Annotated in this window: 16 protein-coding genes; 6 read left to right on the top strand and 10 right to left on the bottom strand. The window is 72.9% G+C overall.

Annotated features, from left to right (window positions below; translation table 11 throughout):
* Positions 1-13: 13 nt before the first annotated feature.
* Both AB8735_RS34510 and AB8735_RS34515 read right to left on the bottom strand, forming a co-directional pair.
* Complete coding sequence (locus AB8735_RS34510) at positions 14-1,144, bottom strand: hypothetical protein (protein ID WP_344020914.1); 1,131 nt, start codon at positions 1,142-1,144, stop codon at positions 14-16.
* Between the two features lie 310 nt (positions 1,145-1,454).
* Entirely contained in the window at positions 1,455-1,829 is a 375-nt protein-coding gene (locus AB8735_RS34515; protein WP_344020916.1) for a hypothetical protein, read from the bottom strand.
* Between the two features lie 332 nt (positions 1,830-2,161).
* Here AB8735_RS34515 and AB8735_RS34520 point away from each other — a divergent pair, with 332 nt between their 5' ends.
* The gene (locus AB8735_RS34520; protein ID WP_372411574.1) at positions 2,162-3,052 is read left to right on the top strand and encodes an LLM class flavin-dependent oxidoreductase; all 891 of its coding nucleotides are present in this window, start codon (positions 2,162-2,164) and stop codon (positions 3,050-3,052) included.
* Between the two features lie 40 nt (positions 3,053-3,092).
* Here the strand turns inward: AB8735_RS34520 and AB8735_RS34525 are convergent, their stop codons facing one another.
* Genes AB8735_RS34525 through AB8735_RS34535 form a run of 3 tightly spaced genes read right to left on the bottom strand, consistent with a single transcriptional unit; the run spans position 3,093 to position 6,744 of the window.
* Positions 3,093-4,109, bottom strand: a complete 1,017-nt coding sequence (locus AB8735_RS34525; protein WP_372411575.1) for a methyltransferase — start codon at positions 4,107-4,109, stop codon at positions 3,093-3,095.
* A 17-nt stretch (positions 4,110-4,126) separates the two neighbouring features.
* Positions 4,127-5,341: an FAD-dependent monooxygenase gene (locus tag AB8735_RS34530; RefSeq protein WP_372411576.1), complete on the bottom strand. Its 1,215-nt coding sequence runs from the start codon at positions 5,339-5,341 to the stop codon at positions 4,127-4,129.
* Between the two features lie 5 nt (positions 5,342-5,346).
* A complete protein-coding gene (locus AB8735_RS34535) occupies positions 5,347-6,744 on the bottom strand; it encodes a glutamine synthetase family protein (RefSeq protein ID WP_372411577.1) in 1,398 nt (465 codons plus the stop codon).
* A 408-nt stretch (positions 6,745-7,152) separates the two neighbouring features.
* Here AB8735_RS34535 and AB8735_RS34540 point away from each other — a divergent pair, with 408 nt between their 5' ends.
* The 3 genes from AB8735_RS34540 to AB8735_RS34550 all read left to right on the top strand — a co-directional run bounded on the left by AB8735_RS34540 (position 7,153) and on the right by AB8735_RS34550 (position 10,509).
* On the top strand, positions 7,153-8,730 hold the full coding sequence (locus AB8735_RS34540) for an AMP-binding protein (protein WP_344020924.1): 1,578 nt from the start codon (positions 7,153-7,155) through the stop codon (positions 8,728-8,730).
* A 59-nt stretch (positions 8,731-8,789) separates the two neighbouring features.
* Positions 8,790-9,782, top strand: a complete 993-nt coding sequence (locus AB8735_RS34545; protein WP_344021027.1) for an alcohol dehydrogenase catalytic domain-containing protein — start codon at positions 8,790-8,792, stop codon at positions 9,780-9,782.
* Positions 9,783-10,008: 226 nt separating this feature from the next.
* Positions 10,009-10,509: a hypothetical protein gene (locus AB8735_RS34550; protein WP_372411578.1), complete on the top strand. Its 501-nt coding sequence runs from the start codon at positions 10,009-10,011 to the stop codon at positions 10,507-10,509.
* A gap of 1,104 nt (positions 10,510-11,613) precedes the next feature.
* On the opposite strand, the gene AB8735_RS34555 is transcribed toward AB8735_RS34550, so the two are convergent.
* Positions 11,614-12,552, bottom strand: a complete 939-nt coding sequence (locus AB8735_RS34555) for a phosphotransferase family protein (protein ID WP_372411579.1) — start codon at positions 12,550-12,552, stop codon at positions 11,614-11,616.
* A gap of 105 nt (positions 12,553-12,657) precedes the next feature.
* A complete protein-coding gene (locus tag AB8735_RS34560; protein WP_372411580.1) occupies positions 12,658-12,927 on the bottom strand; it encodes a hypothetical protein in 270 nt (89 codons plus the stop codon).
* A 443-nt stretch (positions 12,928-13,370) separates the two neighbouring features.
* Here AB8735_RS34560 and AB8735_RS34565 point away from each other — a divergent pair, with 443 nt between their 5' ends.
* Positions 13,371-15,497: a SpoIIE family protein phosphatase gene (locus AB8735_RS34565; RefSeq protein ID WP_372411581.1), complete on the top strand. Its 2,127-nt coding sequence runs from the start codon at positions 13,371-13,373 to the stop codon at positions 15,495-15,497.
* A gap of 249 nt (positions 15,498-15,746) precedes the next feature.
* Positions 15,747-17,690: a glycoside hydrolase family 3 protein gene (locus AB8735_RS34570; RefSeq protein WP_372411582.1), complete on the top strand. Its 1,944-nt coding sequence runs from the start codon at positions 15,747-15,749 to the stop codon at positions 17,688-17,690.
* Here the strand turns inward: AB8735_RS34570 and AB8735_RS34575 are convergent.
* The 3 genes from AB8735_RS34575 to AB8735_RS34585 all read right to left on the bottom strand — a co-directional run bounded on the left by AB8735_RS34575 (position 17,641) and on the right by AB8735_RS34585 (position 21,717).
* A complete protein-coding gene (locus AB8735_RS34575; RefSeq protein ID WP_372411583.1) occupies positions 17,641-19,446 on the bottom strand; it encodes a long-chain fatty acid--CoA ligase in 1,806 nt (601 codons plus the stop codon). The two genes, AB8735_RS34570 and AB8735_RS34575, sit on opposite strands and share 50 nt — an antisense overlap.
* 182 nt (positions 19,447-19,628) lie before the next feature.
* Positions 19,629-20,534 carry an isopenicillin N synthase family dioxygenase gene (locus AB8735_RS34580; protein WP_372411584.1) on the bottom strand — a complete coding sequence of 302 codons (906 nt, stop codon included), beginning with the start codon at positions 20,532-20,534 and terminating at the stop codon, positions 19,629-19,631.
* 142 nt (positions 20,535-20,676) lie between these two features.
* Positions 20,677-21,717, bottom strand: a complete 1,041-nt coding sequence (locus AB8735_RS34585; protein ID WP_372411585.1) for a terpene synthase — start codon at positions 21,715-21,717, stop codon at positions 20,677-20,679.
* Between the last annotated feature and the right edge of the window lie 23 nt (positions 21,718-21,740).

Genomic DNA, 21,740 nt, shown 5'->3' on the forward strand with positions numbered 1-21,740 from the left:
TGGGACCGGCGGGTCAGCGGGTGCGCCACGAGCCGTCCGCCAGCGCCTCCGTCACACGGCGCTTGACCGCCGCGCGCGCCTCCACATCCAGTAACTCCCGGTCCAGCAGCCCCGGACGGTACTCGTACGGGGCCAACTGGGCCCGGATCCAGGCGTACTCCTCGGAGTACAGCTCCGCCAGCCGCCGGCCCGCCCGGTCGCGCGCCTCGGTGTCCGCGACGCACCGGGGGTCCTCCCGTCCCGCCCGGCCCGCGGCCGCGGCCACGTGCCGGGTGCGGTGACCGCACTCGACGCGCCGCTGGAGCACGGCGGCCATGAAACGCCGGGCGTTGAGCAGCCGGAACAGCTCGCCGTGCGGCAGCGCCGCGGCCGAGGACGGCAGCGGCCCCAGCGCGCACGGGCTCCCGGCGCCCGCCAGCGGGAACGTCATCTTCGCCAGCTCCCGCAGCGCCTGGTCCCACCGGCGCAGCAGCAGGGGATGGAACAGTGCCGGCTCGCGGCCCTCCTGCCGGCGGGCGTCGTCGGCTGCGGCGTCGCGCACGGTGCGTGCCGGGGCGGTCAGCAGCCCGTTCACCCCCGGGGTGAGCGGGGCCTCGATCCAGCCGCGCCGGTAGGCCAGTTCGATGGAGTCGTAGACGTCCTTGACGGCCGGTTCCTCCAGCGGGGCGAGGCCGTGCGCCGCCCGTTCCTCCGCCAGGAGCTTGGCGAACTCGTCCATGTGGAGCTTGGACAGCCAGTTGCGGGCGGTGTGGCAGGCGTCCCGCATCGGCGAGCGCAGCAGTCCGCCGTGGTGCGCGCGGCGCCGGAAGTCGGCCGCGACGCGATGGGCGGCGGTCAGGGTGCTCCGCACCCGGCGCAGGCGGTACTCGTTCCGCGCCGCCCGCGGATCGCCGGTGCACAGCATCCGCTCCACCGACACCTGGAGCTCGCCCTCCGCGTACTTGAGGGCGTCCAGCCAGTCGAGATGCCACTCCCGGCGGCGCAGCAGCCGCCGCGTGGACGACGGGACCCGCATCGTCGCCTCGGCGATGGCCACCGTCACCAGGGCGGTGAAACTCCGCTCGAAGAGCGGGATCAGCTCGGCCGTCGGCATCACGGCGACGTCGCCGAGCCTGAGCCTTGGGTGTGCCGATGGTCCGTCCACGCTTCCCCCTCGCCGGCCCGGTGGGCAATCGCGAACATTCTGTCCCGCGGGGAGCCCGGAAGGGGGCGGTTCCGGCAGGGCGCCGCCCGCCCGGGGCATCCTGGGCGGGCGGACGGCGCCGTTGCGGGCCGGAAGCCCGTCACGCGGGGGTCGGGCACAGCGGATGCCGGGCGATGATCCCGGTGAATCAACTACGGGAAAACGGACGGAAGTTGGCTGCACAATCCGGCCGGGCCGGTATGCGAGGACGCGCGGCGGGGCCCGCCTCCGCGCGGAGCCCGGGCCCCCGGCGCGTCCGCGCGCCACCGGGTCAGAGATGAATCTCCTCGCACGCCCGCCCCCGCGACTGGAACCCGCCCTTCACATGCTCCCACCCCTCCGCGCACACCACCGCCCGGTTCGGCAGGTCCCGCCCCACCGGCACCGTGAACTGCTGGTGATAACCCCAGAACGCCGTCCGGCTGTTGGTGTCCAGGCCCCCGCCCCACACATGGAAGTGCCCCGTGAAGTCCCCGTTCCACGTCGTCGACGCCGACACCGAGTCGACGTGCAGCCCGCTTCCGTCGACCGAGATGCACGTACGGTGGTTGCACCCCCGCGCCCCCGCCTCCGCCGACGGTGCTCCCGCGACCAGCAGCGTCACCGCCCCGGCCGCGCCCAGCGCCACCCGTACGGCGCGACGCACCCTCGCCCTCCTCGTCCCCATGAAGCCCACGCGGCCCACGCTCCCCATCTCGCACCGGCATCAACAGGGCCGACCCTGTCAGTGATCCGGCCCGGGGCCCTCGTCCGGCGGCCGGATTCCACCCGATCGACTGAGGGGTGCGCCGTACGGTGAACACCGCGGCCGGAACGGGGCAGTTCGCCTCCTCGCGCTTCCGTCCCGTGCTTCCGTCCCGTGCTTCCGTCCCGTGCTTCCGTCCCGTGCTTTCGCGCAAGCGGCCCCCGCGGGGCCGAACCGGTGACGGCGCGCGCGGCGTGCCGTGCCGCGTCCGCCCGCGCTCCTAGCCTGGCCGGATGCGCATCAGCACCGTCATCCTCCCCGTCTACCGATGGCCCACCGCGCAGGAGCACTGGCGCCGCGCGGAAGAACTGGGGCTGCACGCCGCCTACACCTTCGACCACCTGGCCTTCCGCAGCTTCCGCAGCGGTCCGTGGCTGGGCGCCGTGCCGACCCTGGCCGCGGCGGCGCTCGTCACCTCACGGATCCGGCTGGGCACCATGGTCGCCTCGCCCAACTTCCGCCACCCCGTGACCCTGGCCCAGGAACTGATGAGCCTGGACGACATCTCCGGGGGCCGGGTGACCGCGGGGATCGGCGCCGGCGGCGAGGGCTTCGACACCACCATCCTGGGCGGGCGGCCCTGGGCCCCGGGGGAACGGGCCGACCGGTTCGCCGAGTTCCTGCCCCTGCTGGACCGGCTGCTGACCCGGCCGGCCACCACCTCCCACGGCACCCACTACTCGGCCGTCGAGGCCCCGATGATCCCCGGCTGCGTCCAGCGCCCCCGCGTCCCGTTCACCGTGGCGGCCACCGGCCCCCGCGGGCTGGCCCTCACCGCCCGGTACGGGCAGGGCTGGGTGACCTTCGGCGACCGCCGGCAGGCCGCCGAGCAGAGCGGGGACGCGGCCGCGGCGTCGGTGCGCGACCAGGTGACACGGCTGAACGAGGCGTGCACCGCGCTCGGCCGTGACCCGGGGGACCTGGAGCGGGTCTATCTGACCAGCTTCACCAAGGACCCCTGGCAGGACTCGGTCGACGCGTTCGTCGACCTCGCCGGCCGCTACTGCGGCCTGGGCATCGGCGAGGTGGTGCTGAACTGGCCGGTGCCCGGCACGATGTTCGACGGCTGCCAGGAGACCTTCGAGAGGATCGTCACCGAGGCGCCCCGGCAGCTCGCCGGCTGACCGGTCCGCCGGGGGGCGCCCTGGTTCAGGACGCCCCGGTTCAGGACGCCCCGTCCGGCACCAGGACGAGTGCCGACACCTCGCCGTCCGCGGTGTCGTGGACGTCGTCGATGACGAGTCCCGCCGCGGCGGCGAGGGCGTTCCACCGGGCCAGGGTGCGCTCCTGGCCACCGGTGATGGCCATCATCCAGATGTCGGCCAACCGCCCCCGGTCCGGCCCCCGTTCGGACAGCACGCGCTCCAGCAGGACGATCCGTCCGTCGTCGTCCAGGGCCCGGTGGCAGCGGCGCAGGACGGCGACGGCCTCTTCGTCGGCCCAGTCGTGCAGCACGCTGCCCAGCGCGTAGGCGTGGTGCCCCGCGGGGAGGTCGGAGCGCAGCATGTCCCCGGGCCGCAGGACCAGGCGTTCGCCGAACCGGGCGCGCGTGGCGTGCGGGACCAGCTCGATGACCTCGGGCCGGTCGAGCAGGGTGACGTGCAGCTTGTCGTCGGCGGCCAGCAGCAGTTCGGTGAGACCGCCCGTGCCGCCCGCCACGTCCACGACGCTGCGGAAGCCGCGCTTGGCCAGGTACGGGACGAGCGGCGCGTACAACTGCGCCGCCCGCACACGCATATAGGCGTGGAAGGCGGTCAGGGACGCGGGGTCCCGGCTGATCCGCTCGAACAGGGCGCCGCCGCGGGCCCGTTCGTAGCTGGTGCCGCCCCGCGCCACGCACTCGGCGAAGGCCCCCCAGCCCAGGAACATGTCGATCTCGGCGAACTCCGGCCGCAGGGTGTCCGGGTGGTCGGAGCGCAGCAGCTGCCCCCCGGCGGTCAGCCGCACCGTCCCGGATGCGTCGACGCGCACCACGCCGAGCGTCTCGGCGGCCAGCACCAGCCGGGACAGCCGGTCCGGGTCCGCCTCGGCGGCGGAGGCGAGCCGGTCCATCCCGGTGCCCTCGGGCGGGATCAGGTCGGGGACGGCCAGGGCGCACAGGGCGTGCAGGATCCTGCCGGGCGCAATGTCGAACAGCTCGGCGAGCCGCCGCCGTTCTTCCTTCACTTCCGCCTCGTCCATGGTCTTCGCCGTTCCTTTCACGCGGTCGGGGCGGTCGGGGCGGTCGGAGCGGTCAGATCGGTCAGGGGCGTCGCCCAGTCGAGCTGCCGCAGCAGGCCCTCGTCCAGGTGGGAGAGACGGCGCAGCGTGCTCCGGCCTCCCCGGGCGTTCGCGATCGAGATCCAGTCCGGGGGGCCGCTCGCGGTGAGCAGGGCGCTCACGGCGATGTTCCGCTCGGCGCGCGGTCTGCGGTGATGTGCGTAGAGCTCCAGCGCCGCCTCCCGGTGCGGGGCGTCGCGGAGCGCCTTCGCCAGGACGACGGCGTCCTCGAACGCCATCGACGCGCCCTGTCCGGTCGCCGGCGGCGCGGCGTGGGCGGCGTCGCCCACGAGCACCACCCGCCGGCTGTGCCAGCGGACGCCGGGGGTCAGCCGGACGGCGTTGGTCACCATCAGCTTGTCCTCGGTGGCCCGCACGATGTCGGCGGCGGGGGAGCGGTCCGGGCGCAGCAGGGCGACGAGCCGGTCCCGCCAGGTGCCCGGCGGGGTGACGGCGGCCTCCTCGGCGCCGACCGCAGGGCCCCGCAGGCGGGCGAACCAGAAGGTCTCCCCGACGGGCGAGACCAGGCAGCCGAACAGCACCCGGCTGCCCCTGACCATGGTGAGGGTGTCCGGTTCGAGGACGGCGCCGGCCGCCGGGTCGCGGGTGTAGCCGTAGAAGATGCTCTGGCCGGCGTAGACCGGCAGCGCCGCCGGGTCGAGGTGTGCGCGGACGGCCGAGCGCAGCCCGTCGGCCCCCACGAGCAGCTCGCCGGTGGCCGAACTCCCGTCGGCGAAGCGGGCGGTGACGCCCTTGTCGTCCTCCTCCAGGGCCACCAGGCGGGCCGAGTAGCGGAGGGCCAGCCCGCGCCGGTGGGCCTCCTCCTGGAGCGCGGCGCCGAGTTCGGCGCGGCGCATGCAGCGATAGTGCAGCGAGGGTTCGTCCTCGCCCAGCGGCACGGACTCCAGCCGGGTGCCGCTCTCGTCGAGGAAGCGCATGCCGGTCACGGGGAAGCCATGGCCGGTGACCGGCCCGGCCGCCCCGATCTGGGCGAGCGCCTGCATGCCGTTGCTCGCGAGGGTGAGGAACGCGCCGATGTCCGCGCCGGTCCTCGGGTGCGCCTCGTGGACGGTGACCTCGAAGCCGGCCTTCTGCAGGGCGAGTCCCGTGGCGGAACCGGCGACGCCGCCGCCGATGACCAGGATCCCGGACACGGCCGTCAGCAGCCTTCGGCGCCGTACATCATGCGCTCCCAGTCGGTGACCGCACCGCAGAACCGGGCCCACTCCTGGCGCTTCATCCGCAGGAAGAGATCGGTGAGTTCGGGGCCGATGCCCTGGATCAGCACGTGGTCGGCGGCGAAGAGGTCCAGCGCCTCGTCGAGGGCCAGCGGCAGCGTCCCGAACCGGTCGGTGACGGGGCCGTCGGTGGTGCCGCGGGCCGGGCCCGGGTCGATGCTGTTCTTCAGCCCGTCCTCGACCGAGGCGAGGATCGCGGCGTGGGAGAGGTATGGATTGACCATGGCGTCGGGCGACTTGACCTCCAGCCGTCCGGCGGCCGGCAGGCGTACGGCGCAGGTCTTGTTGTCCATCCCCCAGTTGATCTCCTGGGGGGCGAACTGGCCGGTGGCGACATAGCGCTTGTAGGAGTTGACCGTCGGCGCCATCACCGCCGCGGCGGCCGCGGAGTGGGACAGGATGCCGCCGAGCGCGTGCCGGCCCGTCGTGCTGAGGTGCAGCCCGGGCGTCCCGGGGTCCAGGAGGACGTTGCGGTCGCCCTCCCAGAGGCTGATGTTGTGGTGGCAGCCGTTGCCCAGCTGGTTCTCGGCGGGCTTGGGCATGAAGGTGACGGAGGCGCCCAGCTCACGGGCGACCTGACGGCAGATCAGCCGGTGCAGCACCAGCCGGTCGGCGGTCCGGTCGGCGCGGTCGAACATCCAGTTGAGCTCCAGCTGGCCGGGGCCCTCGCAGTTGCTCTCGATCATCTCGAAGCCGAGCTCCTGCCCGTAGGACATGACCTTCTGGTAGACCGGCCGCAGCTGTTCCAGCTGGCCCACGTGGTACATCGGGTGCGGGGTGCCGGGCACGTGCTCGGCGGAGTGCCCCGGGACCGTCCAGGTGGCCTCCGGCTCGCAGCCGCTGCGCAGCTCCAGCCCGGTGCGGGCGGTGAACGCGGCGTGTGCCCGGGCGAAGCTGCCGCGCGCGTCCAGCGGCATCGGCCGGCCGCCCGCCCCCTCGGGCGCGCCGGCCGGTTCGTACATGCGGCAGAAGAAGAAACCGGTGCGCGGGTCCCAGGGCAGGACGGCGAAGGAGTCCAGGTCCGGCATCACCACGCACTCGCCGCGCTCGGGGCTGGCGGCGAGCAGGACACCGGCGGCGTCCATCTGGAGGTCGGCCATGACGCCGGGGTGGGCGCGCAGCCCGTTCTCGACGTTGCGCACCAGCTCCGTGGCGGGGGCCACCTTGCCGACGACCCGGCCGGTGAGGGTGACCACCTGGTAGTACACATACTCCACGCCCGCCTCGGCGATGCGGGCCCGGACCGTCTCGATCGCGGCCTGGTCGCCGTTGCGCTCGTAGTGCTCGTCCAGCACGGACTGGGTGGCGGCGGTCGTCATGCGGGTCTCCCGTGGGTGGTCGCCGTACCGGCGGGCGGGCGGACGCGGAGGGGGAATGCGGCCGGGCGGTACGCGCCGCCCGTCGGCGGGGCCGGAACGCGTGCCCCGCGGGGCACGGTCTGCCCGGGCCCCGGACCACGTTATGCCACGGTCCCGTGCCCCGCGCGGCCAACCACCGGGGCACATAGCCCGTTAGGGGGACATTCCCCTCCCGTCGCATATCGCCATCGACGGAGGGAACACGGTATCCGCTCGCTTCCCGCCCATGGTGCGGGAGCGCCGGGCTCATTCCAACTCGCCTTTATTTCCTCAGGAGTTGGGCCTTTCCTTCCGCCCGGGGAGAGCGTGTACGGCCACCGGCCCCCGGGTGCCGTGCGAACCGGTCCTGAGCAAGGGAGCGAGGGGTTCATGGTGCTTCACCGCATGGCGCGCAGCGGCATCAGACTGGGCACACTGGTCGAGCGGGCCGCGGCCCGCCACCCGGCCAACGTCCTGGTCCTCGACCACGACCTGGACGTCGCCCCCCACCTGGGGCGCCGCACCACGGTCGCCGAAGTGGCCGACCTGGTGGCCGACCTGGCCTCCCGGCTGTGGGCCGCGGGCGTCCGCCCCGGCGACCGCGTCGTCGTCCACAAGTCGAACAGCCTCGACATCACCCTCCTCGCCTTCGCCGCCGCCCGCGCCGGCGCCGTGCCCGTCCTGCTCTCCGCCCAGCTCGACGGGGACACGGTGCTCCGGCTGCTGCGCCGCGCCGAGCGGCCCTTCCTCGTCACCGACCAGGACAAGCTCGACCGGGAACTGCCGCCGCCGGTGTTCGAGGAGGCCGAGGAGGTGCTGGTCGTACGCGGCTCCTATCCGCGCGCCATCGGCCTGGAATCCCTGGCCGGCGCCGAGCGGATCGCCCCGGTGGCCACCGCCCCGCACCGCCCGGCCCTCATCACCCACACCTCCGGCACCACCGGCGTCCCCAAGCTCGCCGTGCACACCGGGGTGACCCAGCAGATCCGCTACCTCCTCCAGGTCTCCGCCCTCGCCCCCGTCGTGCCGCGGCGGGAGACCATCGCCATCCACGCCTCGTTCGTCCACTCCCGGATGATCAGCGTGCTCGCCATCGCCCTGCTGCGCGGCCTGCCCATGCTGGTGCTGGCCGACGAGGACCCCGAACGGGCCGCCGAGCACTTCGCCCGGATGCGCCCGGGCATCGTCGAGGCGCACCCCAACTCCTTCATGGCCTGGGAGGCGATGGCCGACGACCCCCGCCGCCCCCTCGCCAACGTCAAGCTCTTCAGCAGCACCTTCGACGCCCTCCACCCGCGCACCGTGCACCGCATGCTGGGCGCCTCCCGCCGCCGCGCCCCGCTCTTCGGCCAGATGTACGGCCAGACCGAGACCGGCCCCGTCGTCTGCCGCGGCTTCACCCGCCGCCGCTCCCGCAGCGCCGACGGCCGCTGCGTCGGCTTCCCCTTCGTCGGCACCACCGCCGTCCGCGTCGTCGGCCGCGACGGCCGGCCGCCCTCCGCCCGCACCCCCGGCTTCATCGAGGTGCGCAGCAAAGGCCACTTCGTCACCTACCTCGGCGAACAGGAGCGCCACGACGGCCAGTTGTCGGCCGACGGCTGGTGGCGCACCGGCGACGTCGGCTACCGCACCCGATGGGGCTGTGTGCACCTGCTGGACCGCGAGGTCGATGTCATCGAGGAGTTCGGCAGCACCCTGGACGCCGAGGACCGGCTGCTCACCGGCGTCACCGACCTGACCGAGGTCGTCATCGTCCGCGGCGCCGACGGCCTGGCCGTCCCGGTCGTGTGCACCAAGGACGACCGGCCGCTGGACGAGGCGGCCTGGCGGGCCGCGGCCGCCGCCCTGCCGCCGATGGCCCCGCCGGTGCACTGGCGCGAGGACGAACTGCCCAAGACCGCCACCATGAAGATCAAACGCTTCGAGCTGGCCCGGATCCTGGCCGAACGGCAGAGCGACGCGGCCTAGCACGCCCCAGCGCTGCCGACGGAACCCAGGAAACCCCAGGAGACTGTGACGTGGCAGAGATGCGAGCCATCCTCAAACAGGGCACATCGGTCCGGGTCAAGCGCGTCCCGGTACCGGAACCCGAGGCGGGCGAAGTGCTCATCCGCGTCGCGGTGGCCGGGGTCTGCCGCAGCGACGTCAACGCCGCGCTCGGGCTCCTGCCCTGTGCCGACCCCCTCGTCCTGGGGCACGAGTTCTCCGGCGTCATCGCCGGACTCGCCCCGGACGTACGGGGGTTCGCCGTCGAGGACCGCGTCAGCGTGATGCCGCTCATCCCCTGCATGCAGTGCGATCGCTGCGCCGACGGCGAGACCGAGTGCTGCCCCTACCACGAGTGCCTCGGCTTCCGGCGGCCGGGCGCCTTCGCCGAGTTCGTCACCGTCCCCGCCCGGGTCGTGCACCGCATGCCGGGGGCGCTCACCTTCCGCGAAGGCGCCTACGCCGAACCCGTGTGCTCCTCGCTGGGCGTCCTCAAGGCCGAGATCAAGCCCCCCGACCGGGGCCTGGTGCACGGAGCCGACCGCACCGCCCGGCTCACCGAACGTGTCCTGCGCTCCTACGGGTTCACCTCCCTCGACGTCCGCGGCACCCGCACCGGCGAGGACCTCGCCGGGCGCATCCCGCCGGACACCTACGACTTCGTCGTCGTCAGCGAGCCCCGGGGCGAGATCCTCGACGAGATGATCCGCGTCGTCCGCCCCGGCGGCCGCATCATCGTCCGCGGCCGCCCCCTGGAACCCGTCCCCATCGACCTCGACGCGGCCCTCCGCAAGGAGGTCACCCTCGAATCGGTCTCCTACGGCACCTTCGCCGAATCCCTGGGCTTCCTCTCCCAGGAGACCGGAACGATCTCGGACCTGCTCGGCAGCGTCCGGCCCCTGGAGGACTTCGAGGACGTCTTCTCCGCCGAGAGCGAGAGCCAGCGCCTCAAGAGCTTCTTCTGCCCCAACTTCGCCGCGATCGGCACGGACGAGATCGAGGCGTGGGGGCGGCTGATGGGGCCGGGGGGCTGAGGGGGCCGGGGGGCTGAGGGGCGCTCGCCCTCCGGTCCGTCCCGTTCCGGGCAGTACCCGTTCCGGCCATGGCCGGTCCTTCCCTTGCACGAGTTCTGCGCAGCCGCTGGAATCCATGCGCGGGACCGGGGCGGTGCGCGTCCCGCGCCCGAGGACCGATGCCCGAAGACTTGATGCGCGAAGACCCGATGCCCGAAGACCCGATGCCCGATGGAGGAAGCAGCGCATGAACAGACGCAAGAGCCTTGCCATCGTGACAGCCGCCGTGGCACTCGGCGGCGGCCTGGCGTTCGGCGCTCCCGGCGCGCAGGCCGGGCAGCAGGACACCCCCGGGCCGTCCGACGTCTCGATCCGGCAGAGCGCCGACATCGGCAGCTGGCGCTACCAGCGGTGCGGCGACGAGAACTGGTTCTGCCTCTACTACTCGCCCAACGCGAACGGTGCCGGCTGGGGCTACACGCATGCCGACGCCAACGTCCACGACCTGCTCAACTACCGCTTCAACAACAGTGGGGCGGGAGCCGGCCAGGTGGTCGGCAACAACGCGGCGTCGGCGGAGAACGCGTCCTGGTGCAATGTCGGCATCTGGTACCACGCGAACTTCACCGGTGACAGCAACTGGCTCGCCCCGTACCAGGGCGGCAACCTCACCTCGTGGATGCGCAACAACGAACGCTCCATCAGGGTCAAGGACGACACCCGCTGCCCCGGCAAGGGTGACGGCTGACACGCGGCGCGGGCCCGGGGCGATCCCCGGACCCGCCGTACGTACCCCGGGAGACGTCTGATGGTGCGCACGCGAACCGCACAGTGCCTCGCCCCGGTGGCAGCCCTCCTGACCGCGATGCTCCTCGGCGTGTGCGGGGCGGAGGCGGAGCACGGGGGCCTGCACCGGCCCGGACCTTCGCCCGCACCGCCCGCCCCCACGACCGGCAGCAGCCCTGCCCCGCACCTGCCGATCGAGGACTACATGCTGTCGGCCGTGCAGATCACCGAGTACGAGCACGTCATGGACGCCGTCGTCAACGCGTGCATGCGCCGTTTCGGACACGGTTACCCCGTCGCGGCCCTGCCGAGGCCCGGCAGCATCGCCGTCACCAGCCGTGAAGTGACGTACCGGCGCTACGGGGTGACGGACGAACGCGGCGTCCGCCGCTGGGGGTACCACCTGCCCCACGACCCCCCGACGGCCGATGACAAGGGATCGATACCGCCTCCACGCCTGAGCTCCGCGGCCCGCCGCGTCCTGCTGGGCACCGGCCCCGGTGAGTCGAAGTCGGGCCTTCCCGAAGGGGGTTGCCTCGGCGAGGCGACGCGGGCGGTCAACGGCGACGTCCCGGCCGATCTCCAACCGGGCCACGGCGACGCCGGCATCGTCGCCGGGCTCAAGGCCGAGAGCTTCCGCGCGTCCTCGGCGGACCCTCGTGTCGCCCGCGTCTTCGACGGCTGGTCGGCGTGTATGAAGGGCAGCGGGTACGCCGTGAAGGACCCGCTGGAAGCAGGCAGCGGACTGCCTTCCCTGCGCGCCCCGGAGCCGGACGCGGCCGAAATCGCCCGGGCGGAAGCGGACGTCCGCTGCAAGCGCCGGACCGGGCTCGTGGAGGTCTGGTCCGCAGTGGAGTCCGAATACCAGCGCACCGCGATCCGAGAGCATGCCGCCGGGCTCGCCCGGGCGCGCAGGGCGAGGGACGTCCAGGTGGCGAACGTCCGGCGCCTGCTCCGGGGTTACGGCCGGGGCGCCGCGCCGTCCGGTGGTGCCGCGGACGGGACGGCCGGTGGTGGAGACAGAATCCGCGGCCCGCGCCCGTCGGTGAGAACTGACACCGCCGGGTCACGCCAGATCGCCCCAGGGAGCCGGTGGAGCCGAGGCGAAGAAGCGGAGCAGGCCCAGGAGTCGGCCGGCCGGAGGGGCGGTCCAGTGGCGTTCGCCGGGGCGCGGGACGGGATCGGAGAGACGGCCGAGGGCCCAGGCGAGGTGGAACCACAGCACACGGGCTTCCCAGGCCGGTGTACTCGTCGCGGTTCGTTCACCGGCTTCCTGCCGGTAGCCGTCGAGCATGGCCGGGATGTCGGACAGGGGCATCTTGGCGAAGTCGGCGGCGGGGTCGGACCATTGGGCGTCGCCCCAGTCCACGATCCCTGTGAGCCGCATCGTCCTCGGGCAGACGAGCAGGTTCTGTGGGGCGGTGTCGCCGTGGAGCAGGGCCAGGGGTGGGTCCGCGGGGAGGTGCGGTGAGAGCCGGTCGAACCATCCGACGAGCCAGCGGGCGCTCTCGGCGTCGATCCAGCCGTCAGCGAGGAGGCGGTCGGTGAATGCCCGGGGGTCCGTGGGCCCGTCGTCGTCCATGGGGACGGTGCGGAGATCGGGTGCGGTGGCCGGGGTCAGCCGGTGGAGCCTGGCCAGCTCCCGGCCCAGCTGGCGGAGGATGTGCTCCCTGTCGGCGGTGGACAGTTCGAGGCGTGCGAGGTCTGCTCCCGGCGCCCGGGTGAGCACCATGTAGGGCACGTCCACTGCCGAGAAGGAGTCGTCGAAAGCGACGACTTCGGGCGTGCCCACGCCCGCGTGCCGGGCGGCGGGGATGACTGCGGCCTCCTTGACCAGGTCCGGGAGGAACCGCTCGGTCCGCGGGATGCGCAGGACCAGGTCGTCACCGAGAAGGAAGACACGGTTGGCCACCCCCGAGGGAAGGGGGCGCACTTGCTGGGCGGTTGCCCCGTGCCGGCCGGCGATGGAGGCCAGTGTCTCGTCGCTCGTCTCGTATTCCCGCATGATCGAGCATGCTGGCACGGAGAGCCGGGGCCCTTCTCGTTCTTTTCGGCGGAGCTGTGACAGTCGTCGGCGGAACCGGCCGACGGCCCAGTCTCCCGTCCCGGCTCAGCGCAGCCGGGTTGCGGCGTACACCTCGATGGCGTGCCACTGGTACGCGGCCAGGCCCGGCGCGATCGACTCGTACGCCACGTGCCAGTGCTCCTTCTCCACGCAGGTACGCCCGATCGCGCAATATTCCTCGGCGTCGGCGGGCAGGCCGGTGGCCGGCAACCCGTCCAGCCGGATCATCCGCGCCGTGCGCTCGCGCTCGTCGGCCTCGGTTTCGGCCTTGCTCCATGCCGAGGTGCGCCGTTCGACACCGATCCGGCTGGGCATCCTTTCTGCCTGGTCAGAGGCTGATGGAGGCTGACGTCGAGGACGTGTGCCGACGACTGCGGCCGATGGGGCGTGATGGCGGTGCCGGCGAGGCTGCCCTGAGCGTCCTGGGTCCTCAACCCCCGACCGCTATCCGGCCGTCAGAGGTCGACGGCCGCTCTCCGGCGCCGGGACGTACGCCGGCTCCGGCGCCGGCCGTGCCGCGTCAAGCGGAACGAACGCACGGGGGCGGGTCGGGCGACCTCGGCGGACCTGCCTGGACCTCGATCCATGCCGGCCGACTGTGGCGTCGCAGAGCCGGACGATGCACACGCCGGCGGCCGCTACGCACAGCGAAAGCGCGAGACGCGTGCGTAACCGCCCGCGGCCCGGCGGGCGCGTGGGGCTGCGAGGGGGCGCAGAGCGAGCGAGGCTGGGATATGGGGCTGGCGAGGAGAACCACGATGACCGGTCGCCGTGACCAGCCGGGCCCGGCTGATCCGCTCGGTGAGGAACTGGCAGCGGTCGTGCACCGCACAGGCACCGCGCTGGGAGGCGCTCTGTACCTGCGGGACCCGAGAGAGCCTGTGCTGGGTCTGGCGGTGGTGTGCGGGAGACTGCCCGCCGAGATGACTGCGCCGTGGCGTCGCCTGCTGTTGACCACGCCCAGCCCGGCCACGGATGCGGTGCGGCAGGAACGCCTGGTGTGGGTGGCGTCCCAGGAGGACATGGCTCGCCTCTACCCTGCCGTGGCGGCCTACGTTCCGTACCCGCTCGCCGTCGCATGCGCCCCGCTCAAGGGCAGGCGTCACTGCTGGGGCGTACTGGTCCTGCTGTGGCCCGCCAGTCATGGGGCCCATCTCGGTCTTCGCGAGCGCGAGCGTATCGCCGTCAATGCCCGGCGCATCGCACGTGCACTGGACAAGACCACCGGCCCACCGGAGATCCCGGAGCAGCCCCGCGAAGTCCCCCTGCACCGTCCCGCCGAAGAGCCGGAGCATCCCGCACAGGCGGCAGCCGATCTGATCGAACGTCTGCCGGTCGGCATGCTCGCCTTGGACAGGGAAGCGCGTATTACGCTCGCCAATCCCAGCGCCGCTCGCCTGCTGGGCCGGTCTGTCGGGCAGTTGTACGGCAAGCAGCCGTGGCAATCGCTGTCCTGGCTGGACACCCACACCTGTGCGGATGCCTACCGCACCGCCCTCAGCAGCCGCGAACCATCCACGCTGACCGTTCTCCGCCCACCGGACCATTGGCTCGACTTCCGCCTCTACGCGGATGACGACGGCGTCATCATCCTCATCGGCCCCCATCCCACCGGGGCGGACTCCACCCGGCTCTCCAGCGCGTCACATGTCGGCCCGGCGTCGGCAGGAGGGATCTATCAGCTGATGCACCTGGCCGCCGCGCTCGCCGAGACCGTGCGGGTCCAGGACGTCGTCGACCGGGTCGCCGACCAGATCCTCCCCGCCTTCGGTGCCCAGGGCCTGATCATGGGGACCGTCGAGGCCGACCGGATGCCGGTCGTCGGACACCGCGGTTACGACCGGAAGATCATCGAACAGCTCGACGGCCTTCCCACGGACGCGGCCCTCGCCCCCATCGCCCGCTCTCTGGCCGTCGGCACCCCCGCCTTCTTCGCCGACCGCGCCGAACTGGCCCGCGCCTACCCCGAGTCGCCACCGGTCAGCGACAAAAACGCCTGGGCGTTCCTGCCGTTGGTCACCTCGGGACGCCCCATCGGCTACTGCCTCCTCGCCTACGACGAGCCCCACGAATTCACCGCCGCCGAGCGTTCCCTCCTCACACCGCTGGCGGGTCTCATCGCCCAGGCGCTGGACCGCGCCCGTCTCTACGACGCCAAGCACGGCCTCGCCCACGCCCTCCAGCAGACTCTGCTGCCCCAGGCCCTGCCGACCGTGGCCGGGCTCGATGTCGCCGCCCGTTATCTGCCCTCCAGCCACGGCATGGACATCGGCGGCGACTTCTACGACCTCATCCGTCTCACCGACACCACCACCGCCGCCGTCATCGGAGACGTCCAGGGCCACGACGTGACGGCCGCCGCCCTCATGGGACAGGCCCGCACCGCCGTCCACTCCCACGCCACCGCCGGCGCACCCCCCGACCAGGTCCTCGCCCGCACCGACCGGGACCTGGCCGACCTGGACGCCGGCAGGTTCGTCTCGTGCCTGTACGCCCACCTCGACCTGGCCCGCCACCGGCTGACCCTCGCCAGCGCCGGCCACCCGCCCCCACTCCTGCACCACCCCGGCCACCGGGCCCACACCCTCGACATCGACCCCGGCCCGCCCCTCGGCCTCGGCCTGGGAACCCCCTCCTACCCCCTCACCAGCCTGGCCCTGCCCGAAGGCTCCCTTCTCGCCCTCTACACCGACGGCCTCGTGGAAGTCCCCGGCGCCGACATCGGCCAGACCACCGCCGACCTCGCCCGGCACCTGAACGCGTCGAGCGATCTCCCCCTCCACCAACTCATCGACAGCCTCGTCGACCACACGTGCCCAACTGGGCGGCACACCGACGACATCGCCCTTCTCCTGCTCCAACCCCACCGCTCCACAACCCCATGAAGCCCCCGGCGCAGTCACCGCCCACCGCGCGTCCGAACGGCAACCAGCGACGAGGCTGTGCCATTGGACGGTCTTCCACGGGCCGAACCGTTCGGGCAGGTCACGCCACCGCGACCTCTGACACCTCCCCCTGCGCCCCGCCGGATGGCGGAACTCACCGGGCGCCGCCGCCCCGTCACCGGGTGACGGGAGCGGGGCATGGCGGAATGTCCCCAGCAGGGGGCGGTCCGCAGCCTTGAGGAGGACGGTGTGAGAGGCCGTATGTTCCATGCCCGGCCATGGCGGTACACCACGGTGCTGTCCGCGGGCTCCGTGCTCGTCGCGCTCGCCCAGCCCTTCCCCGCGCACCCGCCGGAGACGGCCGCGGCCCCGTACCGCGACGCCCGGCTGCCCGTCGAGCGGCGCGTCGACGACCTGCTCGGCCGGATGACGCTGGAGGAGAAGGCCGGGCAGATGACCCAGGCCACCCGCGGCACCGTGGACCCCGACGCGATCACCCGCCTCGGACTCGGCGCACTGCTGTCCGCCGCCGGTACCGCCCCCACCCCCAACACCCCCGCCGCCTGGGCCGACATGGTCGACGCCTACCAGAGACGCGCCCTGGCCACCCGGCTGCACATCCCGCTCCTCTACGCCACCGACTCCGTGCACGGCGACAACAACCTCCTCGGCGCCACCGTCTTCCCCCACAACATCGCCATGGGCGCCACCCGCGACCCCGCCCTCGTCCGGCAGGCCGCCCGCATCACCGCAACCGAGACCCGCGCCAGTGGGCCGCAGTGGGTCCTCGGCCCGTGCCTGTGCGTGGTCCGCGACGACCGCTGGGGACGCACCTACGAGAGCTACGGCGAGGACCCGCGCCTGGTGGAGAGCATGGAGACCGCCGTCGACGGGCTCCAGGGCACGAACACGAAGGACCTCGCCCGCCCCGACCACGTCCTCGCCACCGCCAAGCACTTCGCCGGCGACGGCGACACCGCGTACGGCACGTCCACCACCAAGGACTTCACCATCGACCAGGGCGTCACGGTCACCGACCACCCGCACTTCGAGCGCGTCGACCTCGCGCCCTACCGGTCCGCCGTACGCCGTCATCACGTGGGCAGCGTCATGGCCTCGTACTCCAGCGTCGGTTGGACCGACCGGGCCGACCGCCGACCGGTGCGGATGAGCGCGCACAAGGAACTCCTCGCCGGCGTCCTCAAGCGCCGCATGGGCTTCCCGGGAATCCTCGTCAGCGACTGGGAAGCCATCCACCAACTGCCCGGCGACCCCGCCACCCGGGTCCGTACCGCCGTCAACGCCGGGATCGACATGCTCATGGAGGGCGCGGACGCGGCGCGCACCGTCCCCGCCGTCGTCACGGAAGTACGGGCCGGACGCATCCCCCTCGCGCGCGTCGACGACGCCGTACGCCGCATCCTGCGCGCGAAGTTCCAACTCGGCCTGTTCGAGCACCCCTTCACCGACCGGCGCAACGCCCGCACCATCGGCTCGGCCGCCCACCGCGCGCTCGCGCGCCGCGCCGTGGCCGAGTCCCAGGTGCTGCTGAAGAACGACCGCCACGCGCTGCCGCTGCGCCCCTCGCAGCGCCTGTACGTCGCCGGGTCCAACGCCGACGACCTCGGCGACCAGGCCGGCGGCTGGACCCTCACCTGGCAGGGCGCCTCCGGGCACACCATCCCCGGCACCAGCATCCTGCGGGGCATCCGGCGCCACGCGCGCCACGTGACGTACAGCGCCGACGCCTCCGCACCGATGCGCGGCCATGACGTCGGCATCGTCGTCATCGGCGAGACCCCCTACGCGGAGGGCGAGGGCGACGTCGGCAACCACGGCCGCTCGCTGAACCTCTCCGCCCGCGACCGCGCCGCCGTCGACCGGGTGTGCACGGCCGTACCCACGTGCGTGGTCCTCGACGTCGCCGGCCGCCCCCAGATCGTCACCCGCGAACTCCGCAGGGCGGCCGCGTTCGTCATGGCCTGGCTGCCCGGGAGCGAGGGCGAAGGCGTCGCCGACGTGCTGTTCGGCAAGCGGCCGTTCACCGGGAAGCTCCCGGTGAGCTGGCCGCGCAGCCAGGCGCAGGAGCCGGTCAACGTCGGCGACCGGCACTACGACCCGCTGTTCCGCTACGGATACGGGCTCACGACGTCGTCGCGGACCGGGCGTCCGCCCTCTCGTACAGGGCGTTGATCTGCCCGGCGTACTTCTCGGCGATCGCCCGGCGCCTGAGCTTCATGGTCGGGGTGAGCTCGTCGGAGTCCGGCAGCCAGTCGACGGGCAGGACGGCGAACCGCTTGATCTGCTCGACGCGGGAGAGCCGCGCGTTGCCTTGGTCCACCGCCTCGGCGACGGCCTCGCGCACCCGGGGGTCGGTGGCCAGGGCGGCGGGCGAGGCGTCGGGCAGGCCGTGGGCGCGGGCGAAGGCGGCGCGGGCGTCGGGATCGAGGACGATCAGAGCGACGTTGTACGGGCGGCCGTCGCCGACGCAGACGCACTGGCCGATCAGCGGACCGGCACTCTTCACCGCGGACTCGATGACGGCGGGCGACATGTTCTTGCCCGCCGCGTTGATGATCAGCTCCTTCTTGCGGCCCACGATGGACACATAGCCGTCGCCGTCGATGGTGGCGATGTCCCCGGTGTGCAGCCAGCCCTCGGCGTCGATCACCTCGGCGGTCCGCTCCGGGGCGTTGCGGTAGCCGCGCATCACGACCGGCCCGCGGGCGAGGAGTTCGCCGTCCCCGGCGAGCTTCAGCTCGACGCCCGGCAGCGCCCGGCCCACCGTGCCGGGCCTGGACGCGTCCGGCGGGTCGAGAGAGCTGAGGCCGGACAGCTCCGTCATGCCCCAGCCCTCGCGGACGGGCACCCCGAGGGCGGTGAAGAACTCCAGCACCGCCGGTGCGCACGGCGCCGCGCCCGCGGCGGCCGTCCGTAACCGGTCCATCCCGAGCAGGGCGCGCAGCGGCGCCAGCACCTCTTCCTCCGCCCGGGCATGACGGGCCAGCAGCCCGGCATCCGGCCCCGGACCGGGACCGGTCAGTGCGGCCCGCTCGGCGCGCACCCTGGCCCGGCCGGTCTCGATCGCCCCCAGGACTGCCGCGCGGCGCGCCCCGTCCGGCTCGGCCGCGATCCCGGCGAGCAGCGCCGCCCGGAATTTCTCCCACACCCGCGGCACCCCGACGAACAGCGTCGGGCGGGTCTCCCGCAGGGCCGGGGCCAGTTGGGAGGCATCGGCGAGCGAGGTGATCTGTGTGCCGCTCGCCACCGCCGAGTAGTGCGTGATCAGCCGGTCCACGGCGTGCGCGGACGGCAGATAGGACAGGGTCGTGTCGCCGGGGCGCAGCGGGTTCACCCGCTGCCGCGCGCCGTACATCGCCAACTGGTTGGCGTGCGTGATCTCGACCCCCTTGGGCGGCCCGGTGGTGCCCGAGGTGTAGATGACCGTCAGCAGGTCCTCCGGCCGCACCGACCGCCACGACGCCTCGAAGTCCAGCCCGCCGTCGAGGGTTTCGACCTGCTCCAGCGACAGCACGTCCTCGTCCGCGCCGTCGACGCCGATCAGATGCCGCAGACCGGTGTGCCCGCGGACGGAGCGGACGCGGTCCAGGAACGTCTCCTCGGTGATCAGCACCGTGGCGCCCGCGTGGCCGAACAGATACCTGAGCTGCTCGGCCGAGCTGGTGTTGTAGACCGAGAACGGTATCGCTCCCAGGTGCAGCACGGCCATGTCGGCCAGATGGAACTCGGGCCGGTTGCGCAGCATCAGCGCCACCAGGTCGCCGCGGCGGACCCCCAGCGCGGCGAGCCCGGCCGCGATCCGGCGCACCCGGCGGCCGTACTCGCCCCAGGTGATCCGCTGCCCGTCCCCCGGCGTCCGCAGCGCGACCGCGTCCGGCCGCGCGGCCACCGTCGCCTGGAACGCCTCGCACACCGTCGTTGCGCTCATCACCACATCCCTTCGTCCCCGCAGCAGGCGGATCGGACGAGAAAAGGGTCTTGTGCCGGGGGAGTGGTGTGCCAGAGAGCATCCTGCGAAAATTCGGCCATTTGTGAAGGGCGGTGTCCTCAAGGGCGGCGTCCTCAAGGGCGGCGTCCTCAAGGGCGGTGTCGTCAAGCGGGCCGCCGATGTCAGCCGACCCTGATGGCGTCGAGCTTCTCCCTCAAGTAGCGGTGCGAATCGACACCGCGCACATCCGTACCCGGATTGCACTCGTAGAAGTAGACCAGGGACATCAATTCCTCGGCCGGCTCGTCCACGGGCGGTGGGAGTACGCGGTGCCGGCCCGAGCGCCAGCGGCCCCCGGTCCACAGCGCCATGAGATCACCGATGTTGACGGTGAGGGCATCCACGTCGTATGGGGCGTCCTGCCAGCCGTCGTCGTCGGTGAAGACCTGCAGCCCTCCTCGGCCCGGCTGCCGGTCGAGGACGGTGACCGTGCCGAAGTCGGTGTGCGGCCCGATCCGGAACTGACCGGGCCGCGGGGAACCGACCGTCTCCGTGCCCGGGTACCGGTTGATGTTGAATCCCCATGTGGGGTGAGTGGTGTGCCGTGTGAAGAAGTCCTCGTCCTCGCCGAGCGCGACACCCAGCAACTCCAGAATGCCCTCCGACAGAGCGCGCATCCGGGCCAGATAGGAGGTCACCGGGGGCCGGAGCGAAGGGACCTCCGCCGGCCAGGTGTTGGGCGCGAACCACTCGGCACCCACGCGCGGGTCCCTGCCGGGCCCCTCCGCCGCGAAGGAGAGCGACTCCTTGAGATCGGGCGGCGTCTCGGTGCCCTCCGCATACGCGTTGGCCTCGGCCCCCGGCGCCAGCCAGCCGCGCCCGCCGACCTCGACGGAGTACGGCCGCTTGGCCTCTTCCGGCAGCCGGAAGAACAGCCGGGCCTGCGCACGGACGGCGGCGCGCAGGTCCGGGGCGATGCCGTGCCCGGTGACGAGCAGGAACCCGGCGGTGCGCAGCGCCCGGTCGACCACGGCGGGGCTGCCGTCGGTCCGCCAGGTACGGATGTCGACGCTGGGGATGGTGGCCATGCAGCGACTCTTCTCGTCGGCACGGGGCGCCAAACCCGCGTGCCCCCCAGGGCGTGCTCCGCCGGGCGCGGGCCGTCGCGACGACAGCCGGCACGGTCTCTTTCCCGCCTGCGCCGCTCCCACCCCCGCCTTGCCCGGCCCTTTACCGTGCGCGGGAAGCCCCGGAGCGGCCCTGAAGGACGTATGCCGCGGAGGTGCCGAGCCCACGGGGCTTCCCGAGGGCGCCGGCCGTCGTCCCGCCGAAGCGGCCGGTCATCTCGTGCCACAAGTACGAGCCCGCCAGCGCCTCTTGCAGCGCGGTGACGAACCGGTCCGCCTCGGGCGGTACGGCCTCCGGTGCCGCGGCGAGCGTGTCGACCCTGGCGGTCAGCAGGGCGTCGACAAGGGCGTCGGCGTCACGCAGGGTCAGCCCGAGGGCCTTGCGGGCGACCTCCACGCCGTTGTTGCCGACCGTGCCCTCGTCGACCTCCCGGTCGTAGGACACGATGTCGTTGTGGAGACTGACGGCGTCCACGAACGCGTCCACGGCGGTGCGGAACTCCCTGCCGCGGTGCACGTGCGGGGAGAGCTCACCCATCGCGTGCTCCATGAGCACGGCGGTGAACTGCAGACCGCCGAAGTCGCGGCGGGCTCCCAGGTATTCGATCAGGTCGGTCACCGCATGGTCGACATGTTCGAGCTCCCACAGCACCCCGTCCAGGAAGCGCCGCACGCTGCCGGTGAACCGGTCGCGCCACAGCGGGGACATCGTGGCGGCCGTGCCGGTCCACAGATCGGCGAAGGCCCGCTCCACGGGATTGGCCGGGACCAGCGGCCGGGGTAATCCGTCCAACGGAAGGAACTGCATCAGCCGTTCCACCTGGGCCGCCGCCGACGCCTGGTCGTGGTCGCGCCGGTAGAGCGGCAGGAACAGGTCGTCGACGAACCACAGGGCGACGTGCCAGGCGGTCACCAGGTCCAACTCGGAGGCGTCGGCGTCCGGATGGGTCAGGGCGATGAACAACGGGAAGTCGGCCTCGTCGAACTTCCTCTCGCTCCACCTCTGCGGCCACTCCAGGTACTGCTCGTCGAACATGCCCATCCGCCGGGCCCATTCCTTGGTGTGGGTACGGGCCCGGTCGACATGGGGATTGAGACGGGACGGGAACGGCATGTGGAACTGCTGTCGCGAAAGAGCCCTCATGATCGGATGCTTCCCGTTCCGGA

Origin of the sequence: Streptomyces luteireticuli, from assembly GCF_041519305.1 — a bacterium.
GTDB lineage: Bacteria > Actinomycetota > Actinomycetes > Streptomycetales > Streptomycetaceae > Streptomyces > Streptomyces luteireticuli.

Bases quoted from the DNA above. Each gene is read 5' to 3' on its own strand.
- AB8735_RS34575 (WP_372411583.1), bottom strand. From the start codon at position 19,446: ATGAGCGCAACGACGGTGTGCGAGGCGTTCCAGGCGACGGTGGCCGCG.
- AB8735_RS34520 (WP_372411574.1), top strand. From the start codon at position 2,162: ATGCGCATCAGCACCGTCATCCTCCCCGTCTACCGATGGCCCACCGCG.
- AB8735_RS34560 (WP_372411580.1), bottom strand. From the start codon at position 12,927: ATGCCCAGCCGGATCGGTGTCGAACGGCGCACCTCGGCATGGAGCAAG.
- AB8735_RS34550 (WP_372411578.1), top strand. From the start codon at position 10,009: ATGAACAGACGCAAGAGCCTTGCCATCGTGACAGCCGCCGTGGCACTC.
- AB8735_RS34545 (WP_344021027.1), top strand. From the start codon at position 8,790: ATGCGAGCCATCCTCAAACAGGGCACATCGGTCCGGGTCAAGCGCGTC.
- AB8735_RS34585 (WP_372411585.1), bottom strand. From the start codon at position 21,717: ATGAGGGCTCTTTCGCGACAGCAGTTCCACATGCCGTTCCCGTCCCGT.
- AB8735_RS34565 (WP_372411581.1), top strand. From the start codon at position 13,371: ATGACCGGTCGCCGTGACCAGCCGGGCCCGGCTGATCCGCTCGGTGAG.
- AB8735_RS34535 (WP_372411577.1), bottom strand. From the start codon at position 6,744: ATGACGACCGCCGCCACCCAGTCCGTGCTGGACGAGCACTACGAGCGC.
- AB8735_RS34540 (WP_344020924.1), top strand. From the start codon at position 7,153: ATGGTGCTTCACCGCATGGCGCGCAGCGGCATCAGACTGGGCACACTG.
- AB8735_RS34555 (WP_372411579.1), bottom strand. From the start codon at position 12,552: ATGCGGGAATACGAGACGAGCGACGAGACACTGGCCTCCATCGCCGGC.
- AB8735_RS34580 (WP_372411584.1), bottom strand. From the start codon at position 20,534: ATGGCCACCATCCCCAGCGTCGACATCCGTACCTGGCGGACCGACGGC.
- AB8735_RS34525 (WP_372411575.1), bottom strand. From the start codon at position 4,109: ATGGACGAGGCGGAAGTGAAGGAAGAACGGCGGCGGCTCGCCGAGCTG.